16 protein-coding genes are annotated in these 17,172 nt (G+C 70.9%); 13 read left to right on the forward strand and 3 right to left on the reverse strand.

Features of this window, described 5'->3' with window-relative positions; genetic code table 11:
* Positions 1-15: 15 nt before the first annotated feature.
* From ribH to ACFY9I_RS38850, 6 genes are all read left to right on the forward strand, one after another.
* On the forward strand, positions 16-501 hold the full coding sequence (gene ribH, locus ACFY9I_RS38825; RefSeq protein WP_391011193.1) for a 6,7-dimethyl-8-ribityllumazine synthase: 486 nt from the start codon (positions 16-18) through the stop codon (positions 499-501).
* 34 nt (positions 502-535) lie between these two features.
* Positions 536-808 carry a phosphoribosyl-ATP diphosphatase gene (locus tag ACFY9I_RS38830; protein WP_189785148.1) on the forward strand — a complete coding sequence of 91 codons (273 nt, stop codon included), beginning with the start codon at positions 536-538 and terminating at the stop codon, positions 806-808.
* A 68-nt stretch (positions 809-876) separates the two neighbouring features.
* Positions 877-1,734 carry an ATP phosphoribosyltransferase gene (gene hisG, locus ACFY9I_RS38835; RefSeq protein ID WP_391011196.1) on the forward strand — a complete coding sequence of 286 codons (858 nt, stop codon included), beginning with the start codon at positions 877-879 and terminating at the stop codon, positions 1,732-1,734.
* 20 nt (positions 1,735-1,754) lie between these two features.
* Entirely contained in the window at positions 1,755-2,213 is a 459-nt protein-coding gene (locus ACFY9I_RS38840; RefSeq protein ID WP_391011199.1) for a PH domain-containing protein, read from the forward strand.
* A gap of 247 nt (positions 2,214-2,460) precedes the next feature.
* Positions 2,461-3,804 (forward strand): CNNM domain-containing protein, encoded by a 1,344-nt coding sequence (locus ACFY9I_RS38845; protein WP_391011201.1) that lies wholly within the window; start codon positions 2,461-2,463, stop codon positions 3,802-3,804.
* Positions 3,801-4,889, forward strand: a complete 1,089-nt coding sequence (locus tag ACFY9I_RS38850; protein ID WP_391011204.1) for a CNNM domain-containing protein — start codon at positions 3,801-3,803, stop codon at positions 4,887-4,889. The genes ACFY9I_RS38845 and ACFY9I_RS38850 overlap by 4 nt, the downstream gene beginning before the upstream one ends.
* Before the next feature lie 226 nt (positions 4,890-5,115).
* Here ACFY9I_RS38850 and ACFY9I_RS38855 read toward each other — a convergent pair whose 3' ends face one another.
* Both ACFY9I_RS38855 and ACFY9I_RS38860 read right to left on the reverse strand, forming a co-directional pair.
* Positions 5,116-6,990, reverse strand: coding sequence for an AAA family ATPase (locus ACFY9I_RS38855; RefSeq protein WP_391011207.1), 1,875 nt, complete (start codon positions 6,988-6,990; stop codon positions 5,116-5,118).
* Between the two features lie 433 nt (positions 6,991-7,423).
* The gene (locus ACFY9I_RS38860) at positions 7,424-8,077 is read right to left on the reverse strand and encodes a uridine kinase (protein WP_391011210.1); all 654 of its coding nucleotides are present in this window, start codon (positions 8,075-8,077) and stop codon (positions 7,424-7,426) included.
* 171 nt (positions 8,078-8,248) lie between these two features.
* Here ACFY9I_RS38860 and ACFY9I_RS38865 point away from each other — a divergent pair, with 171 nt between their 5' ends.
* The 4 genes from ACFY9I_RS38865 (at position 8,249) to ACFY9I_RS38880 (ending at position 12,226) form a co-directional block, all read left to right on the forward strand.
* A complete protein-coding gene (locus ACFY9I_RS38865) occupies positions 8,249-9,631 on the forward strand; it encodes a C39 family peptidase (protein ID WP_391011212.1) in 1,383 nt (460 codons plus the stop codon).
* A 143-nt stretch (positions 9,632-9,774) separates the two neighbouring features.
* Positions 9,775-9,921, forward strand: a complete 147-nt coding sequence (locus tag ACFY9I_RS38870) for an SCO1431 family membrane protein (RefSeq protein ID WP_391011215.1) — start codon at positions 9,775-9,777, stop codon at positions 9,919-9,921.
* A gap of 103 nt (positions 9,922-10,024) precedes the next feature.
* Positions 10,025-10,684, forward strand: a complete 660-nt coding sequence (locus ACFY9I_RS38875; RefSeq protein ID WP_391011218.1) for a TetR family transcriptional regulator — start codon at positions 10,025-10,027, stop codon at positions 10,682-10,684.
* Between the two features lie 369 nt (positions 10,685-11,053).
* On the forward strand, positions 11,054-12,226 hold the full coding sequence (locus tag ACFY9I_RS38880) for an acyl-CoA dehydrogenase family protein (protein ID WP_391011221.1): 1,173 nt from the start codon (positions 11,054-11,056) through the stop codon (positions 12,224-12,226).
* Positions 12,227-12,815: 589 nt separating this feature from the next.
* Here the strand turns inward: ACFY9I_RS38880 and ACFY9I_RS38885 are convergent.
* The gene (locus tag ACFY9I_RS38885) at positions 12,816-13,241 is read right to left on the reverse strand and encodes a hypothetical protein (RefSeq protein WP_391011224.1); all 426 of its coding nucleotides are present in this window, start codon (positions 13,239-13,241) and stop codon (positions 12,816-12,818) included.
* 268 nt (positions 13,242-13,509) lie between these two features.
* On the opposite strand from ACFY9I_RS38885, the gene ACFY9I_RS38890 reads away from it, so the two are divergent.
* From ACFY9I_RS38890 to ACFY9I_RS38900, 3 genes are all read left to right on the forward strand, one after another.
* Positions 13,510-13,950 (forward strand): Lrp/AsnC family transcriptional regulator, encoded by a 441-nt coding sequence (locus tag ACFY9I_RS38890; protein WP_033532524.1) that lies wholly within the window; start codon positions 13,510-13,512, stop codon positions 13,948-13,950.
* A 124-nt stretch (positions 13,951-14,074) separates the two neighbouring features.
* Positions 14,075-15,679, forward strand: a complete 1,605-nt coding sequence (locus ACFY9I_RS38895) for an amidohydrolase family protein (protein ID WP_391011227.1) — start codon at positions 14,075-14,077, stop codon at positions 15,677-15,679.
* A 608-nt stretch (positions 15,680-16,287) separates the two neighbouring features.
* The gene (locus ACFY9I_RS38900; RefSeq protein WP_391011229.1) at positions 16,288-17,169 is read left to right on the forward strand and encodes a glycosyltransferase; all 882 of its coding nucleotides are present in this window, start codon (positions 16,288-16,290) and stop codon (positions 17,167-17,169) included.
* Positions 17,170-17,172 lie beyond the last annotated feature (3 nt).

Below are 17,172 nucleotides of genomic sequence, written 5' to 3' on the forward strand. Positions count from 1 at the left end.
GAACCAAGGAGCAACGTGAGCGGCAAGGGCGCACCCGAACTGTCCGTCAGCAACGTCGGCGACCTCCGCGTCGCGGTCATCGCGGCCCAGTGGCACGAGAAGGTGATGGACGGCCTCGTCGAGGGCGCCCTGCGCGCCCTGCGCGACCTGGGCATCGACGAGCCTACCCTCCTGAGGGTCCCCGGCAGCTGGGAGCTGCCCGTCGTCGCCAAGGTGCTCGCGGGCCGAGGCTACGACGCGATCGTCGCCCTCGGCGTCGTCATCCGCGGCGGCACCCCCCACTTCGAGTATGTGTGCCAGGGCGTCGCCCAGGGCCTCACCCAGGTCTCCGTCGAGACCGGTGTCCCCGTCGGTTTCGGTGTGCTGACCTGCGACACCGAGGAACAGGCCCTGGACCGCGCGGGCATCGAGGGCTCCCACGAGGACAAGGGCCACGAGGCGGTCACGGCGGCGGTGGCGACGGCGGCCACCCTCCGCTCAGTATCCGAACCCTGGCGCTGAGGAGTGCGCCGTAGCGCGTAGTGTGGGCCTCACCATGTCCAAGAAGACGTTCGAGGAGCTCTTCACCGAGCTCCAGCAGAAGGCCGCCCACGGCGACCCCGCCACTTCCCGCACCGCAGAACTGGTGGAGAAGGGCGTCCATGCCATCGGCAAGAAGGTCGTCGAAGAGGCGGCAGAGGTCTGGATGGCCGCCGAGTACGAGGGCAAGGAAGCGGCCGCCGAGGAGATCTCGCAGCTGCTTTACCACGTCCAGGTGATGATGGTCGCCCGCGGCATCTCCCTGGACGACGTGTACGCCCACCTCTGAGCCGTACCCCCGCACTCACATCCCGTACATACGAACGCCCGCACATACGAACGAAGGAAGCTCGCCTCATGCTGCGCATCGCCGTCCCCAACAAGGGTTCCCTGTCCGGCCCTGCGGGGGAGATGCTGCATGAGGCCGGCTACCAGCAGCGCCGGGAGTCCAAGGAACTGCGGATCGTCGACCCGGAGAACGAGGTCGAGTTCTTCTACCTCCGCCCCCGTGACATCGCGATCTACGTCTCCTCCGGCCGCCTCGACATCGGCATCACCGGCCGCGATCTGCTCATCGACTCCGGCGCCGACGCCGAGGAGATCCTGCCGCTCGGCTTCGCCCGCTCCACCTTCCGGTTCGCCACCAAGCCAGGCACGGCCAAGGGCCTCGCCGACCTGAAGGGCATGACGGTGGCCACCTCGTACGAGGGGATCGTCGCCGGACACCTCGCCGACAACGGCATCGACGCGTCCGTCGTCCACCTCGACGGTGCCGTGGAGACCGCGATCGAGCTGGGTGTCGCCGAGGTCATCGCCGACGTCGTCGAGACCGGCACCTCGCTGCGCAACGCGGGCCTGGAGGTCTTCGGCGACCCGATCATGAAGTCCGAGGCCGTCGTCATCCGCCGGGTCGGCGCCGACACCACCACCGAGAACGAGCCCAAGGTGCAGCAGTTCCTGCGCCGCCTCCAGGGCGTCCTCGTGGCCCGGACCTACGTGATGATGGACTACGACTGCCGCGTCGAGCAGTTGGAGAAGGCCGTCGCGCTCACGCCGGGCCTGGAGTCCCCGACCGTCTCGCCGCTGCACAACGAGGGCTGGGTCGCCGTGCGTGCCATGGTCCCGGCCAAGGAGGCCCAGCGGATCATGGACGACCTGTACGACATCGGCGCCCGGGCCATCCTGACCACGGCCATCCACGCCTGCCGTCTCTGAGCGCCCGGGAGACCCACGCCATGCCGGAAGCTCCTCCTTCCCTGCCGGTCACTTTTCGGCCGGGTCGCACCCGGGCCGTGCTGCTGACCGCCGCGGGCGCGCTCTTCGTGGCCATCACGGTGATCGGGGTACTGCTCCCGACGCTCGGACCCGGGGAGCGGCTCAGCTTCGTCTTCACGGCCGCCCTGCTCGCCGGGGTGCTGTGCCTGCTGTCCCGGCCCAAGGTGGTCGCCGACGAGTCCGGTGTGACCGTCGTCAACATCACCGGGAAGCGGCATCTCGGCTGGGCCGAGATCGTCCAGGTGAACCTGCGGGTCGGGGACCCGTGGGTCTTCCTCGACCTCACCGACGGCACCAGCCTGCCCGCGCTCGGCATCCAACCGGGCATCGCCAAGCAGCGGGCCATCGAGGACGCCCGCGCCCTGCGGGCACTGGTGGAGACCCGGTCGGCCCCCGGACCCGAGCAGCGTCAGGGCTGATCCGGTTCCCCGTAGGGAGACGGCCCCGAGCAAGATCAGGGCCGACTCGGGGCCTCCGCCCCTGCCACACCGGCCCCTGTCTTGATTAATCTGTTGGCGGAGACGTTTTCGTCGCGCCTCCGCCTCCGTCCGTTCCCTCCGGGAAGGCGGGGGCTCCCTGCTAGTTCGAGGAGTGACTCCTTCCAGCGATGGACGGATCGTCCTGTAGTACCTGCGCCGCCCCCTCCCGGCATATCGAGGCGGCGGCATGACCATCCCCCTGCTGCTCCTCGCAGCCGCGTTCCTTCTGATCCTCGCCAACGGCTTCTTCGTGGCGGCCGAGTTCGGCCTCGTGACGGTCGAGCGGCCCGAGGCCGAGAAGGCCGCGGCCGAGGGCGACCGCCGGGCCCACAAGGTGGTGGACGCGCTCAAGGAACTGTCCTTCCAGCTCTCCGGCACCCAACTCGGCATCACCATCACCTCCCTCGTCGTCGGCATGCTCGCCGAACCGGCGCTCGCTGAGATACTCCACGGCCCCTTCACCGCCATCGGCATACCCGAAGGCGCCGTGTCCGGAGTCTCCGTGGTCGTCGGCATGCTGCTGGCCTCCGCAGTGCAGATGGTGATCGGCGAACTGGTCCCCAAGAACTGGGCCGTCTCCAAGCCGATGCAGGTCGCCCGCTTCGTCGCGGGCCCCCAGCACGTCTTCTCCCGCCTCTTCCGCCCGGTCATCGCCGGCCTCAACGCGGTCGCCAACCGCCTGGTCCGCGCCTTCGGCGTGGAACCCACCGACGAGCTGGCCTCCGCTCGCACCCCCGGCGAACTGGTCTCCCTCGCCCGGCACTCCGCCCTGGCAGGCGCCCTGGAGCAGGACACCGCCGACCTCTTCGTACGGACGCTGTCCCTCGGCGAGCTGACCGCGGAGAACGTGATGACACCGCGCGTGAAGGTCAGCGCCCTGCAGTCGTCGGCCACCGCCGAGGACGTGGTCAATCTGACCCGGGCCACCGGTCTGTCCCGCTTCCCCGTCTACCGGGAGCGGATCGACGAGATCGTCGGTATGGTCCACCTCAAGGACGCTCTCGCGGTTCCGGCCCACGACCGGCTGCACACCCCCGTCGGCCGCATCGCCAAGGCGCCGCTGCTGGTCCCGGAGACGCTGCCGGTGCAGCCCCTCCTGGCCCGGCTGCGCAGCGAACAGCCCATCGCCGTCGTCGTCGACGAGTACGGCGGTACGGCCGGGGTCGTCACCCTGGAGGACATCGTCGAGGAACTCGTCGGCGAGGTGCGCGACGAGCACGACGGGCATGACCTGCCCGAACTCGCCGCCGCCCCGCCCGAGGACGGCCGCCCCGCCTGGGACGTCGACGGAAGCTGCCGTGTCGATGTCCTCCAGCGCATAGGCCTCGACGTCCCCGAGGGCCCGTACGAGACGGTCGCCGGCCTCGTCGCCGACCTGCTCGGCCGTATCCCCGCCCCCGGTGACCGCGCGGAGCTGCCGGGCTGGCGGCTGGCGGTGCGCCAGGTCGGGCACTACCGGGCGGAGCGCGTACGCCTCGTACGAACCGCCCCCGCCACGGACCCCGCCTCCGCCCTGGAGGCGGCCCGATGAGCTTGCTCCAACTCCTGTTCGCCCTGCTCCTCGTGCTCGCCAACGGCTTCTTCGTCGGCGCCGAGTTCGCCCTGGTCTCCGTCCGCCGCAGCCAGATCGAACCGCTGGGCACGACGCGGGCCCGGCAGGTCCTCTACGGCCTGGAGAACCTGCCGCAGATGATGGCGGCGGCCCAGTTCGGCATCACCGTCTGCTCGCTGACGCTCGGCGCGGTGGCCGAACCGACGGTGGCGAAGCTGCTGGAGCCGGTGTTCGAGGCGATCCACCTCCCGCACGGCATGATCCACCCCCTCGGGTATGTGATCGCGTTGGCCGTGGTCGTCTTCCTGCACCTCGTCGTCGGCGAGATGTTGCCCAAGAACCTGGCGATGGCGGCGCCGGAGAAGACGGCGCTGTGGCTGAGCCCCGCGCTGGTGGCCTTCGCGAGGCTCTGCAAGCCGGTCACGATCGGCCTCGGCGCCTGCGCCCGAGTGGTCCTGAAGCTCTTCCACGTCGAACCCAGGGACGAGGTCGAGGCCGTCTTCACCAGCGTCCAGCTCGGCCGACTGGTCGAGGACTCGGGCCAGGCCGGGCTGCTCGACCCCGAGGAGCAGGAACGCCTGGAGGACGCCCTGGAGCTGGGCTCCCGCCCGGTGACGGACGTCCTGCTGAAGCGGGACTCGCTGGTGACCGTGGCCCCTTCGGTGACCCCGGCCCAGGTCGTCGCGCTGACCGCTCGCACGGGTTACTCCCGCTTCCCGGTGGTCGCGGAGACCGGCGCCTTCATGGGCCGCTACCTCCACGTCAAGGACGTCCTCGATCTGGAGGACTCCGACCGTGCCGTCCCCCAGCAGATCTGGCGGCCCATGACGACCCTCCGCGCGGAGCTGCCGCTGGATGACGCGCTGACGGTCATGCGCCGTGCCGCCACGCATCTGGCCCAGGTGGCGGACGCCTCAGGCAAGGTGCTCGGCCTTGTCGCCCTGGAGGACGTACTGGAACTCCTGGTGGGTGAGGTCCGTGACCCCGCTCACCGCGAGGTCCAGCCGGTCCGGGTTGCGGAGCCAAGGCTCAGCGAACCCCCGAAGAAGGCCCTCGCCGGCTGATTCTCGCCCCCGCCGCCCCTACCCGTCCCATCATCCCCAGGGGCTGTGCCCTTCGACCCCATCCGTGGGCCGGTGGGGCTTCTCGTGCCGTTCCCCGCGCCCCTGAAAAGGGGCGCGGGGAACGGCGCGAACGGGGTCCTGGGCGGAGCCCCGAGTCGGTGACGGGGGTCGAAGGGGCGCGCAGCCCCTGGGGATGGGACGGGTAGGGGCGGCGGGGGTGGGGAAGTCACATGGCCGTCGGGTCCTGAGGCCCCCGCCCCGACAACACCTCCCCGTACGCCTGCATGAGATCCGGCAACCGCAGCGTCGACAGGTCGTCCCGCGTCGGGATCGACGGATACCCCGACAGCCGAAGGTCCCGGTACGCGCAGCTCTTCTCGTACAGCGTCCGCAGAAACCGCCCGTTCCCGAGCTCATCGATCCATCCCTGATCGACCACGTGTCCGGAGATGGACCGCAACTCGTCGAGCGCCTCCTCGTCCCACACATCCCCGTTCTCCGCCGCGAGTACCTCCCCGATGGAGGTCAGCTCCAACGGCCGGTAGGAGGGGAAGTCGACGCGCGTGGTGAAGCGGGAGGAGAGCCCGGGGTTCGCAGCCAGCAGCCGGTCCATGCCCTCCGGATATCCCGCGAGGATCACCACCAGATGGTCCCGGTTGTCCTCGGCCCGCTTCAGCAGCACCTGCAACGCCTCGTCCCCGTACGCGTCGCCCTTGCCGTACCCGGAATTGGACAGGGAGTACGCCTCGTCGACGAACAGCACCCCACCGATCGCCGAGTCGATCAGCTCGTTGGCCTTCACGGCGGTCTGCCCGAGGTACTCGCCCACGAGGTCCGCCCGCTGCGCCTCGACGAGGTGATCCCCGCCCAACAGCCCGAGCGCGTAGAAGACCCGGCCCAGTATTCGTGCCACGGTCGTCTTCCCGGTCCCGGACGGCCCGGAGAAGACGAAGTGCCGCTTGGGCGGCTGAACCGGTAACCCCTGCCCCGCCCGCAAACGCGCCATGTTCAGTTGCGCGGACAACGCCTTGACCTGCCGCTTCACCGGCTCCAGCCCGACCATCCGCTCCAGCTCGGCGAGTGCGTCCTCCAGCAGTTCGGGATCCGTCGGCCCGGCCGGCAGCGACACCGGCTGCACCGGCACCGCGGACTTCTCCCGTACAAAGGTGTCGCCGGCCTCGGGCGGCAGCCCGCCCTGCGGGGGGAGTCCGGGATCGGAGACCTTGACGTCCCGGCCCTCGGGGTCGAAGAACGGCTCCAGCCCGTCGCCGTCGAGCACGTCCTGCCCGATCCCCGCGAGCGCGATCGCCGCGAAGTCGCTCGCGTCGTCGTCGTACCCGTCCCCCTCGGCGATCGCCGCGAGCCGCGCGGAGGTGTCCATGAAAGCGGGGTCCACACGGTGCACGGCCCGGTAGAGCGGCAGCGCGGCGGCACTGCGCCCCGTGCCCTCGTGGGCGCGCGCCAGCCAGTACCGCAACTCCTTACGCTGCGGCTGCTCGCTGCGGCAGCGCATCAGAGCGGCGGACAGCAGGGGTTCGGCCTGCCCGTACGTCTCCAGCCGGACTCGTGCCATCCCACCGAAGAGGCCCGCCTCAATGCCCAGCAGCGGATCGTCGAGGAGCGGATCGGTGTGCCGGACCAGTTGCTCCCAGTCCTTGACGAGGTAGGCGCGGCAGGCGTGCAGGAAGCGCACCTGGTGATCGGCGTCGACCGGCGGCAGCCCCGCGAGCGCCCGGTCCAGCTCGGGCACATGGCGCCCGTCCAGCCAGTGCGAGGCGTGCGCGAGGAGCAGATCACGCGGGCTCTCCAGCACCGGCTGCACCCACCAGCCCAGCCAGTACCAGGAGTTGAGGGTGCGCCGGTGCCGGGAGCGCTGCTCCCCGAAGCGCTCCCGGTGCCGGAACATCCGCAGCAGCGCGGTCGTCGTGTCCACCCGCAGTGCGTGCAGCCCGAGCCAGCCGTCGGCCATCCCGGGATCCATCCGCACCGCGGCGCGGAACTCCTCCTCCGCCTGCGGATAGGCGCCCATCGTGTAGGCGTCCACGCCTCGCAGCCAGGCGAGGTCGGCCGGTGCCTCGGGGCCCCGCGAGCCGAAGTCCATCACGTCCCCCACAAAGCGTGCCCCCGCTGGAAACCGAACGGGCCGGTGCCCGTCGGCAGCATTCGTCGAACCGCTGTGCCGCGGACGGGAGTTGCGTCGGTGCCTTGCCGCCGCCGTCCGAAGGTCGCACCCTGGGCATCGTACCTGCGGGTCGGCCGCCCTTCGAAGGGTGCCGCAGCCCTCGTCCTACGAGGTGGGAGCGGACGGGGCGCATTGCGGACGGTGACCGAGGGTGAAGGAATCGTGTCCCAGGGCTTCCGCGAAAGCCGAAGAAGGCAGAACGAAGCCCCCGATCACGGGGGAACAACCGGGGGCTTCGCGTCTCTGGGCGGTGTCGAATGACCGCACATTGAGAACGTAAGACCTGTACGGCCCCTCGGTCAAGCCAAGTTGGCGCACTCGGAGAACTTGCCGGACGGCCGTCTTCACGAGTTCAGCACATTGCGGATGGGTCATCACCCTGAGTGAGGTGCGGTCCCCGTTCGGACGTCGCACCAGGTCCCGTGAGCGCCTCGTACCCCGTCCGCCGCGGCCGAATCAGAAGATCGGCGAACGGCCGAGAAGGGTCCTCGGAGAAGTGCCGCCGTTCCGCTTGAACCCAGCCGACCCAGAATTCACTCTGTTCCGCCCCGTCCCGTGCTCGCCCACGCGCCCAGGCCTCCTCGTCCGGCAACTCCATCCACATCAGCCGCACCAGCCACGGACGCAGCGCACGCCGTCCCACGCCCACGCCCTCGACCAGGACGACGGGCGCGCACGGCAGCACGCGCGCCGACCCGAAGCGCCGCTCACGCCAGTCGTACGGGGAGTAGCGTGCGCTCTCTCCGCGCCGCAGCGGCTCGATCACCTGCTCCATCAGGCGGTCCGTCCAAGCGAACAGTTCCTCGTGCGTGGCGATGTCGTCGAGGTGCAGCACCGGCGCGCCGCCCAGCGCGCCGGCCAGTCGCGCGGCGAAAGTGCTCTTACCGGAGCCCGCGTGCCCGTCGATCCCCACCAGCCGCACCGGCCCGCAGGAGGGCGGCAGCCGCCGCAGCCGGGCGGCGAGATCGTCGACGGCGGGGTCCACGGGGTCGGGAGACGCAGGCATAGGTGGATTGAACACCGTGCCGCCGGGCCCAGCTGTACGCCGATGGAGTCGACCCATATCGGCGGGCGTGGCGCGGGGCGAGGTGCTGGCAGAAGTCCCACCCCGGCGTCCATAGTTGGCGGACAGCCGTGCGTCTGACCGTTCCTTCCGGACACTGGGGGCCACCCGCAGATGACGAGCCTTTCCGAGCCGTCCCGCAGGGCCGTCCTGGCCGCAGCAGTCGCCACCGCCGCCACGGCGGCCGGGGGAGCCGCGGGTCAGGCGGCAGCCGACACATCGAGCGGCCGGAGCGAAGCCTCCGCCCGCCCCGCACAGGCACCGGAGCGTCGTGTCGACAACCGGGCCTGGACCTCGTACACCGACTGGCGCGCCGGAAGCGCGCGGGGAACCCGGGCACAGCCAGGGCTGCGGCCCGGGCTGGTGATCGACGCGCCTGCCGGCACCATCGACTACACCGATCCCCACACGGGGCGGACGGCCCCCTGGGAGTACGCGACCTGGACCTCTCCGGTCCACCGGCTCGCCGTGCCCGCCACGGAGGCCGTGGCGTCCTGGAACGCGCGCACCCCCGACGGCACCTGGCTCCAGGTCGAACTGAAGGGCACGTACTCCGACGGCACGGACACGCCCTGGTACGTGCTGGGCCGGTGGGCCGCCGGTGACCAGGACATCAGACGGACCTCGGTCGACGGGCAGGAGGACGGCAGAAGCAGCGTCTGGACCGACACCTTCGCGATCGACGACCCGGCCACGGGCCTGCGTCTCGCCTCGTACCGGCTGCGCCTGACCCTGTACCGCACACCCGGCACCCGGCTCACGCCCACGGTGTGGCGGCTCGGCGCGATGGGCTCGGACGTCCCTGACCGCTTCACCGTTCCTGCCTCCACCCCCGGGCTCGCGCGGGAGCTGAAGGTCCCGCGCTACTCCCAGGAGACCCACAAGGGCCAGTACCCCGAGTACGACAACGGCGGCGAGGCCTGGTGCAGCCCCACCTGCTCGCAGATGATCACAGAGTTCTGGGGCCGGAGGCCCAGCGCCGAGGACCTGGCCTGGGTCAATCCCGAGTATGCCGACCCGCAGGTGTGCCACGCGGCCCGGTTCACCTACGACTACCAGTACGAGGGCTGCGGCAACTGGCCCTTCAACGCGGCCTACGCCGCCACCTACAAGGACCTCCAGGGCGTGGTGACCCGGCTGGGCTCGCTCACCGACCTGGAGACGCTGATCGCGGCGGGCATCCCGGCGATCACCTCCCAGTCGTTCCTCGCCGAGGAGCTCACGGGCGCCGGCTACGGCACGGCCGGGCATCTGATGACGGTGATCGGCTTCACCGCCGACGGGGACGTCATCGCCAACGATCCGAACGCGGCGACGAACGAGGCGGTGCGCCGCGTCTACCGGCGGCGCGAGTGGGAGAACATCTGGTTGCGGACCAAGCGGTACAACGCCGCAGGCAAGGTGGTCTCCGGCACGGGCGGTGTCTGCTACCTGTACTTCCCGGCACGGCCCACACCCCGCCAGCGCGCGGCGCTCGCGACGGTGGGAGTGGGCTGACGAGTGCCCTGAGCGGATCGGCCCCCGGGAGACCGGGGGCCGCTTCGTGTGACCAAGCTCTCGGCCGCGAACCGCCCACACGGTGGCAAGGTGGACGGAACGGTGGGGGAGCCACCGCACACCGATCACACCAGTGAGCTGCCATGACCGCGACCTCCGCCACCGCCAACCGCGTCCGCACCCGCACGGGCGGCCCCCAGGACGACGGCCCGAAGGTCGTCGAGCACCTCATGGGCTGGACCCTGGTCGTGGTCGTCGCGATGCTGGTGACCCAGTTGGGTCTCCTGTGACCTGATCCCACCGCTCGATCCTGTCGATCAGAGTCGAACAAGCTGGTGGTGAGGTCTGCCATACTGCGGTTGTCCCGCTGGCAGTTGGAGACCAGGACCGAAATTGAAGAGCAGGCAACAGCGTGCGGTCACACCGCCACGGGCTGGCGGAACCGACCGCTCCATAGCGCGCCGCGCCGAACTCATCTCCATCGGGCGGAAGTTGTTCGCCGATACCTCGTACGACGCCCTGTCGATGGACGACATCGCGCGCCAGGCGCATGTGGCCAAGGGGCTGATCTACTACTACTTCAAGTCCAAGCGCGGCTACTACCTCGCGATCGTCGAGGACTCCGTGGCCGATCTGATCACCCATGCCGAGAGCGGTCTGCAACTGCCGCCCGTGGAGCGCGTGCACCGGACCATGGACTGCTATCTGCGCTATGCGGAGGAGAACCAGGCCGCCTACCGCACGATCGTCAGCGGTGGTGTCGGCTTCGACGCCCAGGTGCACGCCATCCGCGACGGTGTCCGCGAGGCGATCGTCGCGACCATCGCCGAGGGCGCGTACGGCAGGAGCGACATCGAACCGCTTGCCCGGATGGGCCTGTTCGGCTGGGTGTGCGCCGTGGAGGGTGCCACCCTCGACTGGATCGGGCGCCCGGAACTGCCCCGCGAGACCATGTGCGACCTGCTGGTCAAGATGCTGGGCGGCTCGCTGCGCGCCATCGAGGAACTCGCCCCGGCCTACCTCGCGCCGGAGCCGGCCCGCCGCGAAAGCTGACGCCGGCGGGCGGCGCTCCTTCCAGGGATGCTCCGGCAGTCGGGGGACGCGCCAGGAAGCCTGAGGTGCCGGTTGGCATGAACGCGATGAGGCGTTGCCCCGGGGGAGACCGTAGAGGACTAGACCACTGTGGTCAATGGTCCGGACCAATTCCGGCGAGGTGTGGCGTGCCGTGGGATGTGTCTTAATGAACGGTCGTTAACTGGTGACGGGCTGCTCCGGATCGGGCATACTCCAAGCGCCACCGCCGCTGATCAGCGGCTTCCGCGATCCGGAGGAGGACCATCGGCTGTGGCACGTGAGACCCGGCGGCACCGCCTCATCCCCGGTGCGTGTCCGCCGCAGCCCGACAGGGAGGAGAGCGTCGCCATGTCAGACCGCGCGCCGCAGCCGGTGGACCGTCAACTGCCCACGGAAGAGGCCCGGGATCTGATCTCGCTCGTCCGCGAGATCGCGCAGCGGGAGATCGCCCCGCACGCGGCCGAGGAGGAGGACTCCGGCCGGTTCCCGCGCGATCTCTTCGGCCTGCTCTCGGAGTCGGGACTGCTCGGCCTGCCGTACGACTCGGAACACGGTGGTGGCGACCAGCCCTACGAGGTCTACCTCCAGGCCCTGGAAGAACTCGCCATGGCCCGCCTCACCGTCGGCCTCGGGGTGAGCGTCCACACCCTCGCCTGCCATGCCCTCGCCAACTACGGCACGAAGGAGCAGCAGGTCGAACATCTGCCGGCGATGCTCGGCGGCCGACTGCTCGGCGCGTACTGCCTCTCCGAGCCCTCGTCCGGTTCGGACGCCGCTTCCCTGCGGACGAGGGCCGTGCGGGACGGCGGCGACTGGGTGATCACCGGCACCAAGGCCTGGATCACCCACGGCGGCATCGCCGACTTCTACACGGTCATGGCCCGCACGGGCGGCGAGGGCTCCCGTGGCATCACGGCCTTCCTGGTGCCCGGTGACGCCGAGGGGCTGAGTGCCGCGGCACCCGAGAAGAAGATGGGCATGAAGGGATCACCGACCGCGCAACTCCACTTCGACGGGGTGCGCGTCCCCGACAGTCGGCGCCTCGGCGAAGAGGGCCAGGGCTTCGCGATCGCCCTCTCGGCGCTCGACTCCGGGCGGCTCGGCATCGCGGCCTGCGCGATCGGTGTGGCCCAGGCGGCTCTGGACGAGGCGGTCGCGTACGCCACCGGGCGACGGCAGTTCGGACGGCCGATCTCCGACTTCCAGGGACTGCGCTTCATGCTCGCCGACATGGCGACGCAGACGGAGGCGGGCCGGGCGCTCTACCTCTCCGCCGCGCGGCTGCGCGACGCGGGCAGGCCCTTCTCCAAGCAGGCGGCCATGGCGAAGCTGTTGTGCACCGACGCCGCGATGAAGGTCACCACCGACGCCGTGCAGATCCTCGGCGGGTACGGCTACACCGCGGACTTCCCCACCGAGCGGTACATGCGCGAGGCGAAGGTGCTCCAGATCGTCGAGGGCACCAATCAGATCCAGCGGATGGTCATCGCCCGTCACCTCGCGGGGCCCGAGTCACGCTGAAGGAGCCACGGTACGGACTGGACGCGGCGAAGGGATGCACGCCGGTGCCGAACTGGTCGATACCGCTCGGCGGCTTGGTCAGTCGGACCCACTCCGGGTCATGGCGACCCGGAAGGGTACGGCCTCGGTCGGCCCAAGTGCGCATCAGGGCCCGGTAGATCGGCGGGTCCTGCGGCTGGGCCGGCCCCTGCTGAAGCGATTCTGCCGCAGCCGGCACGAAGGTGTGAAGCCGACGCCCGGTCACCGGAGAAGGAGGGGTCATACCGGGCCAACGCGCGTGAGGCGAGCCGGTCACCGTTCCCGGAATTCGCGCCTGAGTTCGCGACGGTGCGGAGCGGGGCAGCACGGGCCTGCCGCCGAACGCACCGCCCCCCCACCATGGCGGCTCGCCGAACGCGCCGGACCCCCACCATGGCGGCTCGCCGAACGCGCCGGACCCGCACTATGGCGGCTCGCCGAACGCACCGAACCCGCGCCATGGCGGCTCGCGTGACGCCATGGCGCGGGGCGACGGCTGGGACGGATCCTCCGGTACGGCCGCGTCGGCTCGACGGGAGAGCACGGACGCCGGGCCGACGCAATCCTGTGATCAGGCGGCTTGACCCCGCATCACCGGCACGCGCATCGGGCGTGAGCCCGGGCCGCCGACGTGCGAGAAGGGCTGTGTCCGCCAGTCGAGGCCCTGAGGGAGCGTCAACAGTAGGGCGGTGTCCTGCTCCTGCGGCACGACGGACTCGTCAGCCGACCGTGCGTCACCGGCCGGGCGGCCCGTGCCCGCGCAGACCGTGAGCCCGAACGGGTTCCACGGCGACACGACCAGTGCGTGCTCCGGCAGGGCGTCCTCGTCGGACAGCAGGGCGATGGGCTGAGCGCAGTCCGGGCAGATCACCCGGTACATCTCGAAGGTGTCGTACGCGTCGAACTCGTCGTCCGGTTCGACACCCTCCGGCTCGGGCTCGATGACCGCCTGGAGACGCTTGGGTGCGGTTCGACCAGGTCGCTTAAGACTCTGCATGGGATTCTCCCCCTCGGGCTGGGCCGTGACGGCACTGCGGCCTCGACCACAGCAAGCACTTCCCGTCCCGTCTCGACGGTAATCACGAGATCATCACGAAGCCTGTTCGGGTGGTGTGGCCTTCGTCACATGCCGCTCGCAGATGCCCGACGCGGCGTGGTTGTCACCCGTATGGCTCACAGATGGCTCCCGGTCACATCACGAACCGGGCATGACCTGCGCCGCTCAGGTATCGGAGGAGATCAACCGCCCTGTAGGTTCTTGCGCCATGGAGGAGCTGGACCGACAGATCGTGCAGCTGCTCGTCGCGGACGGGCGGATGAGCTACACCGACCTGGGCAAGGCCACGGGCCTGTCCACGTCGGCGGTGCATCAGCGGGTGCGCCGACTTGAGCAGCGTGGCGTCATCCGGGGCTATGCCGCGGTCGTCGACCCGGAGGCAGTCGGGCTGCCGATGACCGCGTTCATCTCGGTCAAGCCCTTCGACCCCAGTGCCCCCGACGACATCGCGGAACGCCTCGCCGGCGTCCCGGAGATCGAGGCCTGCCACAGCGTCGCCGGAGACGAGAACTACATCCTCAAGGTCCGCGTGGCCACCCCGCACGAGCTGGAGGAGCTGCTGGCCAGGCTACGGTCGCTGGCGGGGGTCTCCACGCGCACGACGGTGGTGCTGTCGACGCCGTACGAGGCGAGGCCACCGAGGATCTGAGGTGAGGCCACCGACGATCTGATGTGTCGGCGCCGTGACGCCGCCGGTGCTGGTCCGAGCGCCGGGTGCCCCGGGAACACGGACCGGGTGCGGCCCACCGTCAGGCACGCGCGAAACTGTCCCCATGAGTGATCGCACCGCCTCGCCGAAGACCGTGTTGCTGCGCGGGGGAGAAGTCCACAGCCCTGCCGACCCGTTCGCCACCGCGATGGTCGTGGAACACGGACAGATCGCCTGGGTCGGCTCCGAGGGCGCCGCCGACGCCTTCGCGGCCGGCGTCGACGAGGTGGTGGACCTCGAAGGCGCGCTGGTCACCCCGGCGTTCACCGATGCCCATGTGCACACCACCGCCACCGGCCTCGCGCTCACCGGCCTCGACCTCTCCGGTGCCCCCTCCCTGGAGGCCGCCCTCGTTCTCGTACGGGAATTCGCGGCAGCCCGCCCGGCCGACCGCGTCCTCCTCGGTCACGGCTGGGACGCCGCCCGCTGGCCCGGGGGCCGCCCCCCGACCCGCACCGAACTCGACGAGGCCACCGGCGGGCGCCCGCTCTACCTCAGCCGGATCGACGTCCACTCTGCGGTCGTCACCACAGCCCTACTGGATCTGGTCCCCGGCGCCGACGCCTTCGCGGACGGCCCGCTCACCCGCGACGCCCACCACGCCGTACGCGCCACCGCCCTCGGCGCCGTCACCCCCGCCCAGCGCACCGTGGCCCAGCGCGCCGCCCTGGGCCACGCCGCCTCGCTCGGCATCGGTTCCGTCCATGAGTGCGCGGGCCCCGAGATCTCCTCCGAGGACGACTTCACGGCGCTGTTGCGGCTCGCGGCCGAGGAGCCCGGCCCGCGTGTCGTCGGTTACTGGGCGGAGCGAGACGTCGAGAAGGCGCGCGCCCTCGGCGCGGTCGGCGCCGCCGGTGACCTCTTCGTCGACGGTGCCCTCGGCTCGCACACCGCGTGCCTGCACGAGCCGTACGCCGACGCCGCGCACACCGGCACGGCGTACCTGGACACGGCGGCCGTCGCCGCCCATGTGGTCGCCTGCACCGAGGCGGGCCTCCAGGCGGGCTTCCACGCCATCGGGGACGCCGCGGTGAGCTCGGTGGTGGAAGGGGTGCGCGCGGCGGCCGAGAAGGTCGGCCTGGCCCGGGTGCGGGCCGCCCGGCACCGCGTCGAGCACGCCGAGATGCTCGCCCCCGACACCGTCGCCGCCTTTGCCGAACTCGGCCTCACCGCCTCCGTCCAACCCGCCTTCGACGCCCTGTGGGGCGGTGAGGAAGGGATGTACGCCCAGAGGCTGGGGGCAGACCGCGCCCGCGCCCTCAACCCGTTCGCGGCCCTGCTGCGCGCCGGTGTACCGCTGGCCTTCGGCTCCGACAGCCCGGTCACGCCCCTCGACCCGTGGGGCACGGTCCGGGCAGCGGCCTTCCACCGCACGCCGGAGCACCGGGTGTCCGTGCGCGCCGCGTTCACCGCGCACACGCGGGGCGGCTGGCGGGCGATCGGGCGGGACGACGCGGGCGTTCTCGTACCGGGCGCGCCCGCGGACTACGCGGTGTGGCGCACCGGCGACCTCGTCGTCCAGGCCCCCGACGACCGCGTCGCCCGCTGGTCCACCGACCCCCGTTCCGGCACCCCGGGCCTGCCCGATCTGAGCCTCGGCACCGACCTGCCCGTCTGTCTGCGGACCGTGGTGGGCGGGCGAACGGTCTTCGTACGGCCGGGCGAGTGATCTCCGGGGACGACCCGGGGCCGATCATGGCCCGACTGCGCGCCGCGCGACCTGCGGGTCCTCCCCGCCGACCAGGCACGGAAGGGAATCCCCGCAGCTCAAAGGGCAGTTGACAGGCTGCCGCAGAGGGCGGGTAGGTTCGGCCGGGTCCACCACCGGACGTCCGACCGGGGAACTTCCGGGCGGTCGCCGAAGCGCCTCTGGGTCAGGGGTGGTGTGCCGCACCGGCGCACCACCACTGGCAGCCAGGCCCAGGGCTCGCGCTCGGCGAGGGAACGTTCGGCTCGGTCGGGTAGGTGTGACCCGGGTGGGGCCCGGACGCTCAGTAGACAACGGCTTTCGGTCGACCCGCAGCCAGCGGGCCCCAGGTCGGCCCGAAGGGCGTCGGGCCCCCATCCGCAGCCCGGCGCGATCCGAAGCGCGGCGCACGACACCTGGATTCCGTTCCGCCCTGGCGCGACAGTGGTTCTGTGGCGGCGCACAGGGTACACAAAGCGCGCTCCCGCACACCCCTTGTTGAATCAACACTCCCCTGGACACGAGCCGACACTTTCAGCAGGCCGCGGCCACTATGGTGGTCCCCTGCGTACGGACATGAAGGGGCAGCAGTGAACGACGGCGACGGGACCCTCGCGGCGGAAGGCCAGGAGAGGCGGTTCGGCCCGCTCGGCACTGCCTTGGTGATCATCCCGACCTACAACGAGGCGGAGAACATCAAGGCGATCGTCGGCCGGGTGCGCAAGGCCGTCCCCGACGCTCACGTGCTGGTGGCCGACGACAACAGCCCGGACGGCACCGGCAAGCTCGCCGACGAACTGGCCGCCGAGGACGAGCAGGTCCAGGTACTGCACCGCAAGGGCAAGGAGGGGCTCGGCGCCGCCTACCTCGCGGGCTTCCGCTGGGGCATGGAGAACGGCTACGGCGTCCTGATCGAGATGGACGCCGACGGCTCCCACCAGCCGGAGGAACTGCCCCGGCTGCTGACCGCCCTCAAGGGCGCGGACCTCGTCCTCGGCTCCCGCTGGGTACCGGGCGGGCGTGTGGTGAACTGGCCCAAGTCCCGCGAGTTCATCTCCCGCGGCGGCAGCCTCTACTCCCGGGTTCTCCTCGACGTCCCCGTCCGTGACGTCACCGGCGGCTACCGGGCCTTCCGCAGCGAGACCCTCGAAGGACTCGGCCTCGACGAGGTCGCCTCCCAGGGCTACTGCTTCCAGGTCGACCTCGCACGCCGCGCGATCAAGGCGGGTTACCACGTCGTCGAGGTGCCCATCACCTTCGTCGAGCGCGAGTTGGGCGACTCCAAGATGAGCCGGGACATCCTCGTCGAGGCGCTGTGGCGGGTCACGGCGTGGGGTGTGGGCGAGCGGGTCGGCAAGGTTCTGGGGCGGGACGGCAAAGGGGCCGGGGACGGCAAAGAGGACAAAGGTGGCGCAGAGAAGAGGGACGGCGAAGAGGTCGGTGGCGGCAGGCAGGGCTCAGGCCGAGGCTGATCA

Origin of the sequence: Streptomyces sp. NPDC012510 (assembly GCF_042955065.1) — a bacterium.
GTDB lineage: Bacteria > Actinomycetota > Actinomycetes > Streptomycetales > Streptomycetaceae > Streptomyces.

Coding starts and splice junctions, on each gene's coding strand:
- ACFY9I_RS38870 (WP_391011215.1), top strand. CDS start 9,775: ATGACCGCGACCTCCGCCACCGCCAACCGCGTCCGCACCCGCACGGGC.
- hisG (WP_391011196.1), top strand. CDS start 877: ATGCTGCGCATCGCCGTCCCCAACAAGGGTTCCCTGTCCGGCCCTGCG.
- ACFY9I_RS38890 (WP_033532524.1), top strand. CDS start 13,510: ATGGAGGAGCTGGACCGACAGATCGTGCAGCTGCTCGTCGCGGACGGG.
- ACFY9I_RS38850 (WP_391011204.1), top strand. CDS start 3,801: ATGAGCTTGCTCCAACTCCTGTTCGCCCTGCTCCTCGTGCTCGCCAAC.
- ACFY9I_RS38880 (WP_391011221.1), top strand. CDS start 11,054: ATGTCAGACCGCGCGCCGCAGCCGGTGGACCGTCAACTGCCCACGGAA.
- ACFY9I_RS38830 (WP_189785148.1), top strand. CDS start 536: ATGTCCAAGAAGACGTTCGAGGAGCTCTTCACCGAGCTCCAGCAGAAG.
- ACFY9I_RS38840 (WP_391011199.1), top strand. CDS start 1,755: ATGCCGGAAGCTCCTCCTTCCCTGCCGGTCACTTTTCGGCCGGGTCGC.
- ACFY9I_RS38885 (WP_391011224.1), bottom strand. CDS start 13,241: ATGCAGAGTCTTAAGCGACCTGGTCGAACCGCACCCAAGCGTCTCCAG.
- ACFY9I_RS38860 (WP_391011210.1), bottom strand. CDS start 8,077: ATGCCTGCGTCTCCCGACCCCGTGGACCCCGCCGTCGACGATCTCGCC.
- ACFY9I_RS38865 (WP_391011212.1), top strand. CDS start 8,249: ATGACGAGCCTTTCCGAGCCGTCCCGCAGGGCCGTCCTGGCCGCAGCA.
- ACFY9I_RS38845 (WP_391011201.1), top strand. CDS start 2,461: ATGACCATCCCCCTGCTGCTCCTCGCAGCCGCGTTCCTTCTGATCCTC.
- ACFY9I_RS38895 (WP_391011227.1), top strand. CDS start 14,075: ATGAGTGATCGCACCGCCTCGCCGAAGACCGTGTTGCTGCGCGGGGGA.
- ACFY9I_RS38855 (WP_391011207.1), bottom strand. CDS start 6,990: ATGGACTTCGGCTCGCGGGGCCCCGAGGCACCGGCCGACCTCGCCTGG.